Origin of the sequence: Niveispirillum fermenti (genome assembly GCF_048066175.1) — a bacterium.
Lineage (GTDB): Bacteria > Pseudomonadota > Alphaproteobacteria > Azospirillales > Azospirillaceae > Niveispirillum > Niveispirillum fermenti.
The window spans coordinates 172,125-187,434 of sequence record NZ_JBLTXA010000005.1 but is presented as its reverse complement, the minus strand read 5'-3'; the positions used below and the strand labels follow the sequence as shown (position 1 = coordinate 187,434).

Sequence of the window (15,310 nt, the reverse complement as noted above, 5' to 3'; positions counted from 1 at the left end):
GCGGATCAGCCGGCCGTCAGCCGCTGGGCCAGCGCCATGATGTCGTGCGCCGCGTCGGAGGTGGGGGAACGCACCAGCAGCGGGGTCTGCGTCTTGATGCTTTCCCGCACCTTCATGTCGCGGCGGATGATGCCGGCCAGTTGCGGGCTCTTGCCCAGGAACTTGCGGCAGGCGGCCAGCAGCGTCTCATAGGTCTTTTCCCCTTCGTTGCGGGTCTGCGCCATATTGACCACGATGCGCAGGTCGGCCGAGGGGTTGGCCTGATAGGACAGTTTCAGGAAGGCATAGGCATCGGTGATGCTGGTCGGTTCGTCCGTCGTGACCACCAGCGATACCCCGGCCGGGGTGGTGAAGGTGCGCACATTGCGATCCACGCCGGCGCCCAGGTCGATGACGATATTGTCGTAGGACCGGGCAAGATCGGTCAGCTCGTTACGCAACTGGGTCAATTTTGCCGGGGGCAGGTTGGCCAGGCTGCCGGAACCGGATCGGCCGGCGATGATGTCGAACCCGCCATCGCCATAGCGCGTCGTGGCACCACCCAGGGTCACCATGCCATCGATCACCTGGCCCAGGTCGCGCTTGGGCATCAGGCCCAACTGGATATCCACGTTGGCCAGCCCCAGATCGCCGTCGAACAGCAGGGCCTTGCGCCCCAGTTTCGACAGGGCATGGGTGAGTGTGATGGAGAAGAAGGTCTTGCCCACACCGCCCTTGCCGCTGGCCACGGCCAGGATGTTGCGCTGGCGCAGCGGGGTTATATTGGTCGTGGCGGCCATCATCGCGGACAGGTCGGTCATGCGTGGGTCCCCGTTTGCTTGGCTCGCCGCTGTTCGGCTTGCAGTTCCGGCATCATCATCTTGGCCAATATTGTCGGCGTCAGGGCAGTCAGCCCGTCGGCAACCTTTGTCGTGGCACTTACATCTGCAAAAGCCAGGCCAGCTTCATGCGCGGCGGCCAGCAGGCTGCCATAGCGGCGCGCCATGTCCATGCGGGTGGACAGCAGACGCCGCGCCCCCACCTGGCGGAAGGCCCTGGCGATCTCCACCGCCTCCACCGGGTCCAGCCCGGCGGGCAGGACCAGCACCGGCTCGATCTCCGTCGCGGTCACGAATTCGTGCAGGTCCTTCATGTCCTGGGCGTTGTAGGGGTTGCGGCCCGCGCTGTCGACCAGCACCTGTTCCATCCCCTTGGACACCTCCACCGCGTCGGACAGCGCCAGCGGATCCTCCACCGTGATCAGGCGCAGCTTCAGCACGCGGGTGAAGGCCTGGAGCTGTTCGATGCCGCCGGCCCGGATCGTGTCGGTGGAGATGACGCCCACGGGCCGTTTCTGAAGCGCGCAGCGGGCGCACAGCTTGGCGACGGTCAGGGTCTTCCCCCCGCCGGGCGGACCCACCAGCATGACGGGCCGGGGGGAACGCCCGTCCGGCAGGGGCTGGAACGTGAAGACGGCATCCAGGGCCGCGGCCAGCGCCGTCAGCGGGTCGCGCGTGTCGAAATCCTCGATGCTGTCGATCAGGCGCTGATTCAGTTCCGCCGGCACACCGTGGCGCAGCAGGGCATCGGACACGACATCGATCGGGTCGGGGCCCGCGGGTTCCATGAAGCGCAGCGGGTTGGGGGCGGCGACCGGCGCATAGGTGGCCAGGATGCCCTCGTCCTCCTCGATGGCGGCGGTGACGCGGACGCCGACGCCCTCCTCTTCCCGGGTGGCGACGATGATGGCGTCATCGCCCAGCACCTCGCGGACCAGCCGCATGGCGTCCTGCATGGTTGGCGCATGGAACGATTTCAGACGCATGCCGACCCCGCCTTCCCGGCCCTCCAGCCCTTGTTGACACTATCGATTGCCAGTATAGCAGCCTTTCCGGCGAAAGCCCTAGGGGGCAGGTGGATGCCCTCCTTTTCGCCGGTCGCGGGGCGGCGGCCCCCGGTGCCCTGTTCGGTCCGCCGCGTCATATCTGCCCCAATGTCTTGATCTTGGCCTTGGGGTGGATCTCGTTCTGCGACATCACCACGGTTGCCGGGCGGAACCGCTCGATGATGGACCGGACGAAGGGCCGCACCATGGGCGAGGTCAGCAGCACGGGCGCCTCCCCCTGCATGGCGAATTTCTCGAAGGTCTGGCGGACGGCCGTGATGAATTGCTGCAGGCGGGACGGCATCATGGCCAGTTGCTTGTCGTCGCCTTCGCCCACGATGCTTTCCGCGAAGGCCTGTTCCCATTCCGGCGACAGGGTGACCAGCGGGATATAGCCCATGTCGTTGGTGTTGGCGTCGGAAATCTGGCGGGCCAGGCGGGCGCGCACATGCTCGGTGATCTGGGTCATGTTGCGGGTATAGGCCGTCGCCTCGGCCACGCCCTCCAGGATGGTGGGCAGGTCGCGCACCGACACCCGCTCGCCCAGCAGGTTCTGCAGCACGCGCTGCAGGCCGCCGATGGTGATCTGGGCCGGCACCACGTCGCCCACCAGCTTCTGGTGTTCCTTGCCCATCTCGTCCAGCAGCTTCTGCGTCTCCGCATGGGAGAGCAGATCGCTCATATTGTCCTTGATCACCTCGGTCAGGTGGGTGGTCAGCACGGTGGGCGGATCGACGACGGTATAGCCCTTGAACAAGGCCTCCTCCCGATAGGCCGTGTCGATCCACATGGCGGGCAGGCCGAAGGTCGGCTCCGTCGTCGCCTCCCCCGGAAGGCCGATCCGGTCGCCCCTGGGGTCCATGCATAACAGCATGTTGGGTCGCACCTCGCCGCGGCCGGCCTCGATCTCCTTGATGCGGATCAGATAGGTGTTGGGGGGAAGCTGCAGGTTGTCCTGAATGCGCACGGCCGGCATGATGATGCCGATTTCCCCCGCCAGCTGGCGCCGCAGGCCCTTGATCTGGTCGGTCAGCCTGTGCCCGGCCTCCGTGCTGATCAGCGACAGCAGGCCATAGCCCAGTTCCAGGCGCACAAGATCGATGGCCAGCGCCGTGGAGATCGGCTCTTCCGCCACGGGCGGCGGGGCCGCTGCGGCCTGCTGTTCCTGCTCCGCCTCCACCGCCTCGCGCATCATGCGCGTGCGGGGCAGGTAGTAGGCGGCAAGGGCCAGGCCAAGGGCCAGCAGGCCGAAGGGGATCTTGGGCATGCCGGGCAACAGGCCGATTGCCATGACCACGGCCGCTGTCAGTCCCAGTGCCGTGGGATAGAAGGTGAGCTGGCCCAGCACGGCCTTGTCCGTTGACCCGGCCGATCCCGACTTGGACACCATGAGACCGGCGGCCAGCGACACCAGCAGGGCCGGGATCTGCGACACCAGCCCGTCGCCCACGGTCAGCAGCGTATAGGTTTGTCCGGCTTCCCAGAACGACATGTTGTTCTGGGCCATGCCGACGATCATGCCGACGATGATGTTCAGGAAGGTGATGACCAGACCGGCCACGGCATCGCCGCGCACGAACTTCGACGCACCGTCCATGGCGCCGAAGAACTGGCTTTCATCCTCCAGCTCCTTGCGGCGCTTGCGGGCGTCGGCCTCGTCGATCAGGCCGGCCGACAGGTCGGCGTCGATGGCCATCTGCTTGCCGGGCATGGCGTCCAGGGTGAAGCGGGCCGCCACTTCGGCGATGCGGCCGGAACCCTTTGTGATGACGCTGAAATTCACCAGCATCAGGATGCCGAACACCGTCACGCCGATGATGAAGTTGCCGCCCATGATGAACTGGCCGAAGGTGGCGATCACATGGCCGGCGGCCTGCGGCCCCTCATGCCCATGCCCCAGGATCAGGCGCGTGGAGGCGAGGTTGAGCGCCAGCCGCAGCATCGTGCTGACCAGCAGGATGGTGGGGAAGCTGCTGAAATCCAGCGGCTTGGTGATGGACAGCACCACCATCAGGATCAGGACGGAAAAGGCGAAGGAGATGGTCAGGCCCACATCCAGCAGGAAGGTGGGCAGTGGGATGATCAGCACCACCACGATGGCCAGGATGGCGATCGCAAAGCCCACCTCGCCGCGCTTCAGCGACTGGCCGACGATGCGTACCGCGTCCTGGACGGAGGCTATGTTGGTTTGCGACTGGTCCGACATGCGTGATGGGTCTGCTGGTGCGGTCTGGTTGCCGGGAAGGGTGGGTGATCAGGTCGGGCGGGCGGGCGCCGTCTCAGCTTGCGGCCCGTTCCTCATCCCCGCCGCCGGCCGGCGGCGGGACGGGGACGCCGCCTTCGCTGTATTCCTTCAGCTTGTTGCGGAGCGTGCGGATGGAGATGCCCAGGATATTGGCCGCATGGGTACGGTTGCCCAGCGTGTGCTTCAGGGTGTCGATGATCAGATCGCGTTCCACATCCGCCACGGTGCGCCCCACCAGTGCCTGGGTGGCCGACCCGGCGGGCGCGAGAGGCGTGCCGGGGATGAAGCCGGCGGCCGGCTCCGCGACGGGGATCACGGGGGCTGCCGGCGGCGGGTAGGCTTGTGGCGGATAGGGCTGGGGCGGGTAGGGTTGCGGCGCATAATGCGAGGCATTGCCATAGGACCCGGCCGCCCGCGCGGCGGGCGCGTAGCCCGGTTGGGATTGGGGTTGGGGCGGTGGCTGGGGCGGCGGGACGGCGGGTGCGGGGGCATAGCCCGGCTCCGCGCCGGTCAGCAGGATGGCCTCCGGCCCGATCTCCGTCCCGCGCGACAGCAGCACGGCGCGGTGCATGGTGTTTTCCAGCTCACGCACATTGCCGCGCCAGTGATGGGCCTGCAGCATGGCCATGGCCGTGGGGCCGACGCTGCGCTGGGGCAGGCCGTTGGCTTCGGAATATTTCGCGGCGAAATGCTGGGACAGCAGGGCGACATCGGCCGGCCGCTCCCGCAGCGGCGGCAGCGCCAGGCTGACCACGTTCAGCCGGAAATAAAGATCCTCGCGGAACCGGCCGGCCTTGGCCTCCGACAGCATGTCGCGGTTGGACGTGGCCAGGATGCGGATATCGACCTTGACCGGCTGATTGCCGCCCACCCGGTCGATCACCCGTTCCTGGATGGCGCGCAGCAGCTTGGCCTGCAGGCGCAAATCCATCTCGGAGATTTCGTCCAGCAGCAGCGTGCCGCCATTGGCCTCCTCGAACTTGCCGATGCGCCGGGCCACCGCGCCCGTGAAGGCGCCCTTCTCATGGCCGAAAAGCTCTGATTCCAGCAGGTTTTCCGGAATGGCGGCGCAATTGACCGACACGAACGGCGCGCCCGACCGCCGGCTCTTGCGATGCAGGTAGCGGGCCATCAGCTCCTTGCCGGTGCCGCTTTCGCCCGTGATCAGGACAGAGGCGTCCGATGGCGCGATCTGATCCGCCAGGGCCAGCGTGGCGGCCATGGACGGGTCGCGGCTGACGATGGCGTGGCTTTCCTCGGCCACCGCCTCCAGCACGGCGGCGATCAGGTTCGCGTCGGGCGGCAGGGGGATATATTCCTTGGCCCCGGCGCGGATGGCCTTCACGGCGGCCTGCGCATCGGTGCCGATGCCGCACGCCACGACGGGCACGGCGAACCGCTCCGCCTTCAACCGGTCGACCAGGCTGCGGACATCCAGCTTCACGTCGATCATCACCAGATCGGCGCCCTGGCCGGCACGCAGCGCGGCCAGGGCGCCGTCGATGCTGTCGGTATGCGCGACCTTCGCCCCCTTCTGCAGGGCGATCTTGCCGGCGGCGCTGATATAGCCTTCGAGCGTTCCCACGATCAGCAGACGCATCGTCCTGTCCCCTCACTCACCCGTCCGGCCGGTCAAGGCGGACCCTGTATCAAGGAAATCATTCATAAGCCGTTACCCGCAATTCGGGCGGCAGCACGGTGTTGATCAGCACTTCCAGCCGGCGCGGGTTCTCCTGCCGCGCGACCGACCCGGCGGCCAGCAGGTAAAGCCCGTCCACCATCGCCTCGCGCTCGGCATTGCGGTCGATCTTCGCGGCCAGCGGGGAAAAGACCATGGACCCCAGGATGGCGCCATAGAAAGTGGTGATCAGGGCCACGGCCATGGCCGGGCCCACGGTCGACGGGTCCGACAGGTTGCCCAGCATCTGCACCAGCCCCACCAGTGTGCCGATCAGGCCCATGGCCGGTGCCACCTCTGCCGCGCGGCGCATGACGGCCGCCGCCGTCCGGGCCCGGCCGATATTCGCCTCGATCTCGGTGCGCAGGATGCGTTCGGCATCATCGGCCGGCAACCCGTCCACGATCAGTTCCACGGCGCGGTTCAGCACGGGCCAGCCCCGCGTTGCGCGGGCCATCGGCTGAAGTGACAGGGGACCATTGGCCCGCACATGTTCGGCCAGCGACAATGCTGTGCGCGCCGCGGCCTGCGGGTCGCTGGTATGGGCGACCATGGTCCGCCCCAGCGCCCGCAGCGCCGCCCGCATGTCGGACGGCGAGAAGGAGATGGTGGTGACGGCCGTCGTGCCGCCCACCACGATCAGGATCGACGGGATGTCGATGAAGGCCGCCACGCGCCCGCCCAGCAGCAGCGCGCCCAGCACCAGAAGGAACCCGCTGGACAGGCCCAGCACGGTCGCCAGGTCCAGCCGCCGGTGCAGGCGCGGCAGGGGCGGCGGCTTGCCGCCACCGGCTGCGGGCGGTGGAGCGTCGGCCGGGGGCGGGGCCGGATGGCGGTTGCGGATGGCGCTGCGGTCGGTCATCGCTCGCCCTTCACGCCCGTTCGGTCTTGATGATTTCGGTCATCGTTACGCCCAGCCGGTCCTCGACGACCACGACCTCGCCGCGCGCCACAAGCCTGTTGTTGACATAGATGTCGATGGCTTCGCCCACCTTGCGGTCAAGTTCCACCACCGCGCCCTTGTTCAGGCGCATCAGGCTGCTGACCTGCATGTTGGTCTTGCCCAGCACGGCGGAAATCTGGACCGGAATGTCGTAGACGGATTCCAGGTCCTTGACGACGGGCAGGCTCTCCAGCTCGCCCCCGCCGCCGCCCCGGCCGCCATTGTCGAACTCGCTCAGCGACATGTCATCCTTGGCCGCCATCTCAACCCCCGTGGCTCAAGCGCGCCGCTCGCGCGCGCAGGCGGCTCATAACGCCGCCTCCCGCCGCGGGGCCGCGATCACCTCTTCCGGGCCACCGGGGAAGTCGGCCAGCAGGTTGCCCGCCAGCGCCTCGATATCGCGCCACAGCTTGCCCACGTCGCGTTCGGCGCCGCCGGCCGTCCAGTCCACCTTCACATCCATCTCCCCCAGCTTGGGATCGGCCAGCACATTGACCTGGCCGCCGAACCCGTGGCGCAGCGCCATGTCGCCGATCCGGTCGCGCAATGTCTCGAACCAGCGCTCATGCACCCGGAAGACCAGCTTGGGCTCCTCCGCCAGTTCGGCCAGGAACGCGGCGACCACGCCCTCGATCTCGGCCAGGCCCTGCCGTTCCACCAGGCCCGGCCACAGCTTGCGCATGATGGCCAGCACCAGGCGCTGCGTGTTCTCCTGCCGGGACTGGCGTTCGCCATTCTGCACGGACAGCAACTGTTTCAGCCCGTTTTCCACGGCGCGCAGGGCGGCCGACATCTCCTGCTGGGCGGCCACCTCGGCCTGTTCCCTGCCTTGCTGGCGTCCCTCGGTCAGGGCCTGCTCACGCGCCTGTTCGCGCGCCATGCGCACCTGCTGCTGCAATTCCTCCACCGAAAAGGTGGGGGGCGGCGGCGGTGGGGGCGGGGCAGGCGGCGGGGGCGGTTCCGCGGGTTTCTCGGCGGCGGGCGGCAGGGATGGCTTTCCCCCGAACTCGTCGTCGAAATCCTCCTCGAACAGGAATTTCTGGATGGTGGCCATGGGGATGCTCTAGCCGCCTCAATTTTCCTGATAGAGCCAGTTGCGGATGATCGACACGGCTTCTTCGGGATGTTTCTCCACGATTTCGCCCACCTTGCGCAGCGAGGACGCGCGCACGCGGCCATCGACGCGGTTGATGTCGATCATCTGCTCCAGTTCCTCGTTGGCCTGTGCCGCCTCCATGGCCAGTTCGCGCGACAGGGCGCCGCCGCCGGGGCCTGCCAGCTGCGGCATGCCCGACCCATCGGACAGAAGGTCGGGCTCCTCATCCAGTTGCGGGGAGCGGTCCAGTGCGCGGGTGACCAGCGGCTTGATGACCAGCAGGATGACCAGGATGGCGACGATGGCCAGGATCAGCGTCTCCGCGATGCGGATCACGTCAGCCTTGGGCATGCCGAAGAAGGTCTCGTCCATGGCCGCCAGCTCGTCATCGGGCCGGGCGAACTGCATGGACACCACCTCCACCATGTCGCCGCGCGACGGGTCGACGCCGACGGCCGACTGCACCAGCCGCTGAAGCTGGGCCAGTTCCGCATCGCTGCGCGCCTGATAGGTGCGCGCGCCGTCCTGGGCCGTCGTATAGGTGCCATCGACCAGCACGGCCACGGACAGGCGGCGGATCTGGCCCGTCTCCCGCTCATGGATCTTTGTGGTTCTGCTGATCTCGTAATTGACCGTTTCCTCCGACCGGTTCCGCGTTTCCGACGAGCCGCCGGCCGTGGCGCCGGTGGGGTCGGCATTGGGAAGCTGGTTGGCGACCGTCACCGGATCGACGCCGTCGCGATCCTGGCTCTGCACATTCTCGGTCACGGACTGCGTGCCGCGCACCACCTGGCCGTCAGGGTCGTAGATTTCCGAATTGGTGGTGATGCGGTCGAAATCCATTTCGACGGACACCTGGGCCTGCACGCGCCCATGGCCGACGGAACGGCCCAGCAATTCCTCGATCGTCTGGGACAGTTCCCGCTCGCGCGCCAGGCGCCGCTCCTCGGCGCTGGCGGCCAGTGCCTCCGGCGTGTTGGGCCGCAGGCCGCGGGACAGCAGGTTGCCCTTGTCGTCCAGGATGGACACGTTTTCCGGCTGCATCTGCGGCACGGCCGTGGAAACCAGCGTCTGGATCGCCACCACCTGCTCACGCGACAGGGTCTGTCCCGGCCGCAGGCGCAGCAGGACCGACGCCGTGGCCGTCTGCGCCTGCCGCGCGAACAGTTCACGCTTGGGCATCACCAGATGCACGCGGGCCTGCTGCACCTGCTGCAGGGTCTGGATGGACCGCACCAGCTCGCCTTCCTTGGCGCGGAGCTGCTGCACATTCTGCATGAAGGCCGTGGTGCCCAGCCCCTCGGGCTGGTTGAAGATCTCGTTGCCCACGCTGCCGCCCGACGGCAGCCCCTGCTGGGCCATGGTCATGCGCAGCCGGCCCACCTGCTCGGCCGGCACCTCGATCCGGGTGCCGTCGGCCGAGGCGCGATAGGGGATCTGCTGTTGCTCAAGCTGCTGCACGATGGCGCCGCCATCGGACGGCGACAGGTCGCTGTACAGCAGCGCCATGTTCGGCGTCGACCATTGACTGGCGAAGAAGACGATGGCCCCGATGGTGACGAGGACGGCGGCCCCGATCCCCGCCAGGCGCAGGGTGCCGAGATTCCGCAAGGTCTGCAGAAACGACTCCACGAGTGACATCTCCTGTCGGGCAAGGGCGCTTCGGCCACAAACTACAAGCGTTTTCCCGCCTTTACGAGATGCTTTGCATCCGCTCTATGAAGTGCGGTGGTATCGACTGGGCAATTTTTGCCCGTTTCACGCGGACTGTGGCATAAAAACAACGACCCATGCAATGTTCATTGGGTTACATGCAGCGGACAATGCAGAATGCAAAGCCCGCCGCCGAATGCCGGTACGGCCCGGCATCGGGTCCTCACGAAGCAAGGGTGGTGCCAGCCTGGACCGGTCACACCCGTCTCATCCTGCCATTGTCACACCATCGTGCAGGTCGCCAGCAGGGCCAGCAGGATGAAGAAGGCCAGAAGCTGCCAGAGATAGTACATCGTCGCCCGGCTCCCCGTCAGGTTATGCAGATGGCCGACAGGCCGCGGCCATAGTCGGGTTCGTTGCGCAGGCAGGCGCGGCGGTAGCTGTAGAACAGGTCTTCCCGCGCCAGCGTGTCCAGCCCCGTCGCCGCCACCTGCGTCACGCCCGCGGTGCGCAGGCGTCCTTCCACATAGGCCCCGATATCGAACATCCAATGGCCGTCGCGGGTCGAAGGCCGGAACAAACGGTGATGGGCCGGGTCCAGCGACAGGAAGCGGTCCCGGAATTCCGGCCCCACCTCGTAACTGTCGCGGCCGATATGGGGGCCGATGCCGGCCAGGATGCGGGTGGGATCGGCGCCGAGCGCCGTCATGGCATCGATCGTCGCTTCCAGCACGCCCGATACCGCCCCTTTCCAGCCGGCATGGGCTGCCCCGATGACGCGGGCCTGCGGATCGTGGAACAGCACGGGCACGCAGTCTGCGGTCAGGATGCCCAGCGCGATGCCGGGCCGGTCGGTGACCAGCGCGTCGGCCCTTGGCGCCCCGGCATGGGGGAAGGGGGCCTCCACGGTGACCACATCGGGGCTGTGGACCTGATGGACCGTGGTCAGCGCGCCGGCCGGCAGGCCCAGCCGCGCCATGGCCCGCGCCCGGTTGGCAGTGACGTTGGCCGGGTCATCGTCGGAACCATAGCCGCAATTCATGCCGGCCAGGATGCCCGCGGAAACCCCGTCGGCGCGGGTGAAGAAGCCGTGGCGCAGACCGTCCTGCGCGGCCAGAAGGTCCAGCGTGATCATGATGATGCTCCTTGCGTCCTCGGTTCCGGGCCCGGGCCCGGGTCCGGTTTCGGTTCCGGTTCCGATGCCGTCTCCGGTTCGGGGGCAAAGCCGGCGGGCACCGGGGCTCCCGGCCCCGTCAGGGCGATGGCGCGGAACAGTCTGCCCATGGCATCCGGTCCCGTCAGCCGGTCCAGGGCCGCGCCGATCGCATCCTGCTGGGCCGGGGTGACTCGGGCGGCCAGTGTGGCGGCCCGCGCCTCGATCCCCAGAGCGCGCAGCAGCGCCCCCTGCCCCACGCTGCGGCCGATGCCGGGATGGCAGGTGGCCCCGGCATCGGCGGCGGCCCGCGCCAGGGCCGTGAAATCCACATGCGCCGTCAGGTCGGCCGTGCCGGGCGCGTCCAGCACGGGAACGGGCCGGTGCGCCCGCACCGCCTGCAGCGTGTCGCCGATGGCCGGCCCGTCATAGCCGTAATCGATGATCAGGGCCGCCCCGCCATGGGTTGCCAGGCGCCGCCCGATCTCCGCCGTCAGCGCCATGCCGGCGGGGCATGTCTCGGCGATGGCGCCGGGCGGGATCCCCGGGATCTGGTGCAGCGGCGTCAGCAGCGCGCCGCCGGGGCCGGGATCGACGGTGAAGGCCAGCCGGCCGGCCGCGTCCAGGCCTACCTTGCGTTCCGCCCAGCCTGCCGGGGTGCGGATGAACTGCCGGATGGGCAGTGCGTCGAAGAATTCATTGGCGACAAGCAGCAGCGGGCCTTCCGGCACGTCGGCCAGATTGTCATGCCATTGCGGGGCGAAGGCCGGCAGGGCGGCCGCCTGGCGGCGGCGAAGGACGGGGCTGGTTTCCACCAGATGCAGCCGGATTGCGGTATGGAAGCCCGGCACCCGCGCCGTGGCGCGCAGCGCGTCGGCCATCAGCGTGCCACGCCCCGGCCCCGGTTCCACCAGATGTACGGGGTTGGGCCTTCCCTGGCATATCCAGGCATCGGCCAGCCAGACGCCCAGCATTTCCCCGAACATCTGGGAAATCTCCGGTGCCGTCGTGAAATCGCCCTCCACCCCCAGCGGATCGCGGGTGATGTAATAGCCGTGCCGGGGATGGCCCAATGCCTCGGCCATGAAGGCGGCGATGCCGACGGGTCCCGCCTGCGCGATGCGGCGGATCAGCAGCGTTTCCAGCGGGGCCGTCATGCCGTCGCGGCCGGTGGGGCGGGCACGGGCCGGCCAAGGGGGGCTTTCAGCACGATCCAGATGCCGGCCAGCAGCATGGGGACGGACAGAAGCTGGCCCATCGTCGTGCCGAAGGCCAGGAAGCCCAGTTGCGCATCGGGCTGGCGGAACAGTTCGCCTGTCATGCGGGCCAGGGCATAGCCGATCAGGAAGCAGCCCGACAGCGTGCCGGCGCGCGCGCGGATGGCGGGGCTGCGGCTCAGCATGAACAGGGCGATGAACAGGATCACCCCCTCCAGCCCCGCCTGGTAGAGCTGGCTGGGATGGCGGGGCAGTTGTGCGGGGTCGGTGGGAAAGACCATGGCCCAGGGCACATCGGCCGGCCGGCCCCACAGTTCGGCATTCACGAAATTGGCCAGCCGGCCGAGAAGCAGGCCCACGGGGGCCGCGCAGGCCACGAGGTCGCCCAGCGCGAAGGGCGAGAAGCCGCGTCGCAGCGAGAACAGGATGATGGCCACGATCACCCCCGTCAGCCCGCCATGGAAGGACATGCCGCCATGCCAGACGCGGAACACCTCCAGCGGGTCGCGGATATAGGCGTCCAGATTGTAGAAAAGGATGGAGAAGAGCCGCCCGCCGATCAGGATGCCGCCCGCCGCCCAGACCACGAAATCACCCAGATCATCCACCGTGGGGCGCGTGCCGCTGTTGCGGGCCAGCCGGGCGCAGTACCAGAGCGCGAACGCGATGCCCACGGCATAGGCCAGGCCGTACCATTTGATGGAAACGGGGCCCAGCGAGAGGGCCACGGGGTCCAGATCGGGGAAGGGGATGGCAAAAAGCATGCGAAAATCCGTCACGGCCATCCCCGGCGGGGACGTGCGCACCCTATATAGGGGGTAGGGGACGATGGCGGCAAGGCGCGGGTCCGACCCGCCGCCAACGCCATGGACAGGGCCGGGGCCTGTCCCCATAATGCGGCGCTTTTTGGAAAGGGGATCCGCCATGCAGGTGGAAAACAAGCTGTTCGATGACCTTGCCCGTGTGGCCAGCGGCGCCGCCGGCGCCCTGTCCGGCATCCGCGGCGAGGTCGAGGGGCAGATTCGCCAGCAGTTCGAGCGTATCCTGGCCCAGATGGACGTGGTGAGCCGGGAAGAATTCGAGGCCATGAAGGCCGTGGCCGTGGAGGCTCGCGCCCGCCAGGAAGCGCTGGAGGAGCGGCTGGCCGCGCTGGAAGCCAGGCTTTCCGCGGCCAAGGCGGACTGACGCACCGGTTCCGGTCGCGCCGGATCGACAATGGAGGACGGGCGGGGGCGCCGGTTTCCGGTTGCGCGGGTGTGAGCCCGCTGGCACCGTAATCCTGGTAGCTTCATCGCCATCTGGGCCACAATATCTGGTTCACCCCGATTTGTGGCCCGCCGTGATGCACGGGGGGAAGACCGGCATCCCGGCAGGGCTTGAGGGAAAGGGGTAGGGCATGACGGCCTTGAATAGCGAGATCCAGGGATCCACCCATAATCCGCTGGACATGCTGGAGGAGATGGTCGTGGCCAATGAATGGCCGTTCGACCGCGTCAGCGAAGAGGAAATGGTGGTGGAGATCGGTGGCCGCTGGTGCGACTACCGCCTGTTCTTCATGTGGCAGACGGACGTGTCGGCCATGCAGTTCTCCTGCCAGTTCGACATGAAAGTGCCGGCCGGGCGCAAGGCATCGGTCAGCGAATTGCTGGGCGAGATCAATCCCAAGCTCTGGCTGGGCCATTTCGATGTCTGCCTGGAGCAGGGCACCCCTATGTTCCGCCAGACCACCCTGCTGCGGGGTGCCCGCGCGGCCAGTTCCGAACAGTTGGAAGACCTGGTGGACATCGCGCTGTCGGAATGCGAGCGTTTCTATCCGGCCTTCCAGTTCGTGATCTGGGGCGGCAAATCGGCAAGCGAGGCCGTTTCCGCCGCCATCCTGGACACGGTGGGCGAGGCCTGAACGACCGTGCGGGGACGGGCCGCGAGGGGATACCCTCCGCACCCCCGCCCGGCAACAGGGGGAAACACCGGATGAGTGCGAATTTGCTGTTGGTCGGTTGCGGCAAGATGGGCGGCGCCATGCTGGCCGGGTGGAAGGCGGCGGGCGCGGCGGCGGCCATGGTCGTGGTGGAACCGCACGGCCAGCCCCGTGGCCTGCCGGCCGATGTACAGGTGGTGACCGACGCGGCGGCCATTCCGGCCGGCTTCCGGCCCGATGCCGTGATCCTGGCCGTGAAGCCGCAGATGATGGACCAGGCACTGCCGGCCTATGCCCGCTATGCCGGCTCCGCGCTGTTCCTGTCCATCGCCGCCGGCAAGCCGATCGAATATTTCGAAAGGCATCTGGGGCCGGAGGCCGCCATCGTGCGGGCCATGCCGAATACGCCGGCCGCGGTGGGCCGCGGCATCAGCGCGGCGGTGCCCAACGCCCGGGTGGGAGAAGACCAGCGCCAGTTGGCCCGTACTCTGCTGTCGGCCGTGGGTGAGGTGGCCTGGGTCGATGATGAGGCGCAGATCGATGCCGTGACGGCCCTGTCGGGCAGCGGTCCTGCCTATGTCTTCCTGCTGGTGGAGGCCATGGCGCGCGGCGGCGTGGCCGCGGGCCTGCCGGCCGACCTGGCCATGCAGCTTGCCCGTGCCACGGTGGCGGGATCGGGCGAATTGCTGCGTCAGAGCCATGAGTCGGCCGAACAGCTCCGCCGCAACGTCACCAGCCCCAAGGGCACGACGGAAGCCGCCCTGGACGTGCTGATGCAGGAGGGGCCGGGGGGCCTCCATAACCTGCTGACCCGCGCCATCGCCGCCGGCACGGCCCGGTCGCGCGAACTGGCCGGCTGACGCGAAGGAAGGCGCAAGGAACATGGTGGGACCGCTCGGGCCGAGTGCGCAGAAAATCCAGAACCTGTTGAACGATCTGGGCCATCCCATCCATGTGCTGGAATTCGCCGCCTCCACCCGGACGTCCGCGGAGGCGGCGGCCGCCATCGGTTGCGAGGTGGCGCAGATCGCCAAATCCATCATCTTCCGCACGCGGGAGACGGGGCGCCCGGTGCTGGTGGTGGCCGCTGGGACCAACCGCGTGAACGAGGCGACGGTGGCGCGCCTGCTGGGGCCCGCCATGGCCGGGGAACGGCTGGCCAGGGCCGATGCCGATTTCGTGCGGCAGAAATCGGGCTATGCCATCGGCGGCGTGCCGCCCATCGGCCATGCCGTGCCGCCCATCGCCCTGTTCGACCGCGACCTGCTGAACTTCACCACCGTCTGGGCCGCCGCGGGCACGCCCAACGCGGTCTTTCCCATCGCGCCGGACACGCTGGCCCGCCTGGTGGGCGGCGTGGTGGGCGACGTGGTGTGATCGCGGCAAGGCGGCGGAGCGTCCCTGTGCGCCCGCCTTCTCGCGTTCCCGGCGCACCCCAGCCCCCCGGCTTCGCCGCTTGTTCTGGGGTGGCCTGGCGCTGCATTCTGGGCAAGGTCAGTCGCTTTCTGGAACCTGTCGCCCCCCTGTCGGGGCCACCGCCGTT

15 protein-coding genes are annotated in these 15,310 nt (G+C 68.2%); 4 read left to right on the top strand and 11 right to left on the bottom strand.

Translation table 11 applies throughout. The features are described from left to right. Window positions 1–5 precede the first annotated feature (5 nt). The 11 genes from ACM9LZ_RS07285 to lgt all read right to left on the bottom strand — a co-directional run bounded on the left by ACM9LZ_RS07285 (window position 6) and on the right by lgt (window position 12,613). The gene (locus tag ACM9LZ_RS07285) at window positions 6–800 is read right to left on the bottom strand and encodes a MinD/ParA family protein (protein WP_416618694.1); all 795 of its coding nucleotides are present in this window, start codon (window positions 798–800) and stop codon (window positions 6–8) included. Continuing rightward, window positions 797–1,804 (bottom strand): flagellar biosynthesis protein FlhF, encoded by a 1,008-nt coding sequence (locus tag ACM9LZ_RS07280; protein ID WP_416618693.1) that lies wholly within the window; start codon window positions 1,802–1,804, stop codon window positions 797–799. The genes ACM9LZ_RS07285 and ACM9LZ_RS07280 overlap by 4 nt, the downstream gene beginning before the upstream one ends. A 154-nt stretch (window positions 1,805–1,958) precedes the next feature. Next, on the bottom strand, window positions 1,959–4,070 hold the full coding sequence (flhA, locus tag ACM9LZ_RS07275; protein WP_416618692.1) for a flagellar biosynthesis protein FlhA: 2,112 nt from the start codon (window positions 4,068–4,070) through the stop codon (window positions 1,959–1,961). A gap of 73 nt (window positions 4,071–4,143) precedes the next feature. Beyond that, window positions 4,144–5,709 (bottom strand): sigma-54-dependent transcriptional regulator, encoded by a 1,566-nt coding sequence (locus ACM9LZ_RS07270; RefSeq protein WP_416618691.1) that lies wholly within the window; start codon window positions 5,707–5,709, stop codon window positions 4,144–4,146. Between the two features lie 58 nt (window positions 5,710–5,767). Beyond that, window positions 5,768–6,649 carry a motility protein A gene (locus tag ACM9LZ_RS07265; protein WP_416618690.1) on the bottom strand — a complete coding sequence of 294 codons (882 nt, stop codon included), beginning with the start codon at window positions 6,647–6,649 and terminating at the stop codon, window positions 5,768–5,770. 10 nt (window positions 6,650–6,659) lie between these two features. Continuing rightward, window positions 6,660–6,992 carry a flagellar motor switch protein FliN gene (fliN, locus tag ACM9LZ_RS07260; protein WP_416618689.1) on the bottom strand — a complete coding sequence of 111 codons (333 nt, stop codon included), beginning with the start codon at window positions 6,990–6,992 and terminating at the stop codon, window positions 6,660–6,662. A gap of 45 nt (window positions 6,993–7,037) precedes the next feature. Continuing rightward, window positions 7,038–7,784 carry a FliH/SctL family protein gene (locus tag ACM9LZ_RS07255; RefSeq protein ID WP_416618688.1) on the bottom strand — a complete coding sequence of 249 codons (747 nt, stop codon included), beginning with the start codon at window positions 7,782–7,784 and terminating at the stop codon, window positions 7,038–7,040. 18 nt (window positions 7,785–7,802) lie between these two features. Further along, window positions 7,803–9,467: a flagellar basal-body MS-ring/collar protein FliF gene (gene fliF, locus ACM9LZ_RS07250; protein ID WP_416618687.1), complete on the bottom strand. Its 1,665-nt coding sequence runs from the start codon at window positions 9,465–9,467 to the stop codon at window positions 7,803–7,805. Window positions 9,468–9,849: 382 nt separating this feature from the next. Beyond that, a complete protein-coding gene (gene pgeF / locus ACM9LZ_RS07245; protein WP_416618686.1) occupies window positions 9,850–10,614 on the bottom strand; it encodes a peptidoglycan editing factor PgeF in 765 nt (254 codons plus the stop codon). Next, complete coding sequence (locus tag ACM9LZ_RS07240; RefSeq protein WP_416618685.1) at window positions 10,611–11,789, bottom strand: class I SAM-dependent methyltransferase; 1,179 nt, start codon at window positions 11,787–11,789, stop codon at window positions 10,611–10,613. The genes pgeF and ACM9LZ_RS07240 overlap by 4 nt, the downstream gene beginning before the upstream one ends. After that, entirely contained in the window at window positions 11,786–12,613 is an 828-nt protein-coding gene (gene lgt, locus ACM9LZ_RS07235; RefSeq protein WP_416618684.1) for a prolipoprotein diacylglyceryl transferase, read from the bottom strand. The genes ACM9LZ_RS07240 and lgt overlap by 4 nt, the downstream gene beginning before the upstream one ends. A 160-nt stretch (window positions 12,614–12,773) precedes the next feature. Between lgt and ACM9LZ_RS07230 the strand changes: the two genes are divergently transcribed. From ACM9LZ_RS07230 to ACM9LZ_RS07215, 4 genes are all read left to right on the top strand, one after another. After that, a complete protein-coding gene (locus ACM9LZ_RS07230) occupies window positions 12,774–13,034 on the top strand; it encodes an accessory factor UbiK family protein (RefSeq protein WP_416618683.1) in 261 nt (86 codons plus the stop codon). Between the two features lie 211 nt (window positions 13,035–13,245). Continuing rightward, the gene (locus tag ACM9LZ_RS07225; protein WP_416618682.1) at window positions 13,246–13,749 is read left to right on the top strand and encodes a type III secretion system chaperone family protein; all 504 of its coding nucleotides are present in this window, start codon (window positions 13,246–13,248) and stop codon (window positions 13,747–13,749) included. A 71-nt stretch (window positions 13,750–13,820) separates the two neighbouring features. Next, window positions 13,821–14,627, top strand: coding sequence for a pyrroline-5-carboxylate reductase (gene proC, locus ACM9LZ_RS07220; RefSeq protein ID WP_416618681.1), 807 nt, complete (start codon window positions 13,821–13,823; stop codon window positions 14,625–14,627). A 22-nt stretch (window positions 14,628–14,649) separates the two neighbouring features. Beyond that, window positions 14,650–15,144: a YbaK/EbsC family protein gene (locus ACM9LZ_RS07215; RefSeq protein ID WP_416618680.1), complete on the top strand. Its 495-nt coding sequence runs from the start codon at window positions 14,650–14,652 to the stop codon at window positions 15,142–15,144. Window positions 15,145–15,310: the final 166 nt, after the last annotated feature.

Coding starts and splice junctions, on each gene's coding strand:
- ACM9LZ_RS07285 (WP_416618694.1), bottom strand. CDS start 800: ATGACCGACCTGTCCGCGATGATGGCCGCCACGACCAATATAACCCCG.
- ACM9LZ_RS07280 (WP_416618693.1), bottom strand. CDS start 1,804: ATGCGTCTGAAATCGTTCCATGCGCCAACCATGCAGGACGCCATGCGG.
- flhA (WP_416618692.1), bottom strand. CDS start 4,070: ATGTCGGACCAGTCGCAAACCAACATAGCCTCCGTCCAGGACGCGGTA.
- ACM9LZ_RS07270 (WP_416618691.1), bottom strand. CDS start 5,709: ATGCGTCTGCTGATCGTGGGAACGCTCGAAGGCTATATCAGCGCCGCC.
- ACM9LZ_RS07265 (WP_416618690.1), bottom strand. CDS start 6,649: ATGACCGACCGCAGCGCCATCCGCAACCGCCATCCGGCCCCGCCCCCG.
- fliN (WP_416618689.1), bottom strand. CDS start 6,992: ATGGCGGCCAAGGATGACATGTCGCTGAGCGAGTTCGACAATGGCGGC.
- ACM9LZ_RS07255 (WP_416618688.1), bottom strand. CDS start 7,784: ATGGCCACCATCCAGAAATTCCTGTTCGAGGAGGATTTCGACGACGAG.
- fliF (WP_416618687.1), bottom strand. CDS start 9,467: ATGTCACTCGTGGAGTCGTTTCTGCAGACCTTGCGGAATCTCGGCACC.
- pgeF (WP_416618686.1), bottom strand. CDS start 10,614: ATGATCACGCTGGACCTTCTGGCCGCGCAGGACGGTCTGCGCCACGGC.
- ACM9LZ_RS07240 (WP_416618685.1), bottom strand. CDS start 11,789: ATGACGGCCCCGCTGGAAACGCTGCTGATCCGCCGCATCGCGCAGGCG.
- lgt (WP_416618684.1), bottom strand. CDS start 12,613: ATGCTTTTTGCCATCCCCTTCCCCGATCTGGACCCCGTGGCCCTCTCG.
- ACM9LZ_RS07230 (WP_416618683.1), top strand. CDS start 12,774: ATGCAGGTGGAAAACAAGCTGTTCGATGACCTTGCCCGTGTGGCCAGC.
- ACM9LZ_RS07225 (WP_416618682.1), top strand. CDS start 13,246: ATGACGGCCTTGAATAGCGAGATCCAGGGATCCACCCATAATCCGCTG.
- proC (WP_416618681.1), top strand. CDS start 13,821: ATGAGTGCGAATTTGCTGTTGGTCGGTTGCGGCAAGATGGGCGGCGCC.
- ACM9LZ_RS07215 (WP_416618680.1), top strand. CDS start 14,650: ATGGTGGGACCGCTCGGGCCGAGTGCGCAGAAAATCCAGAACCTGTTG.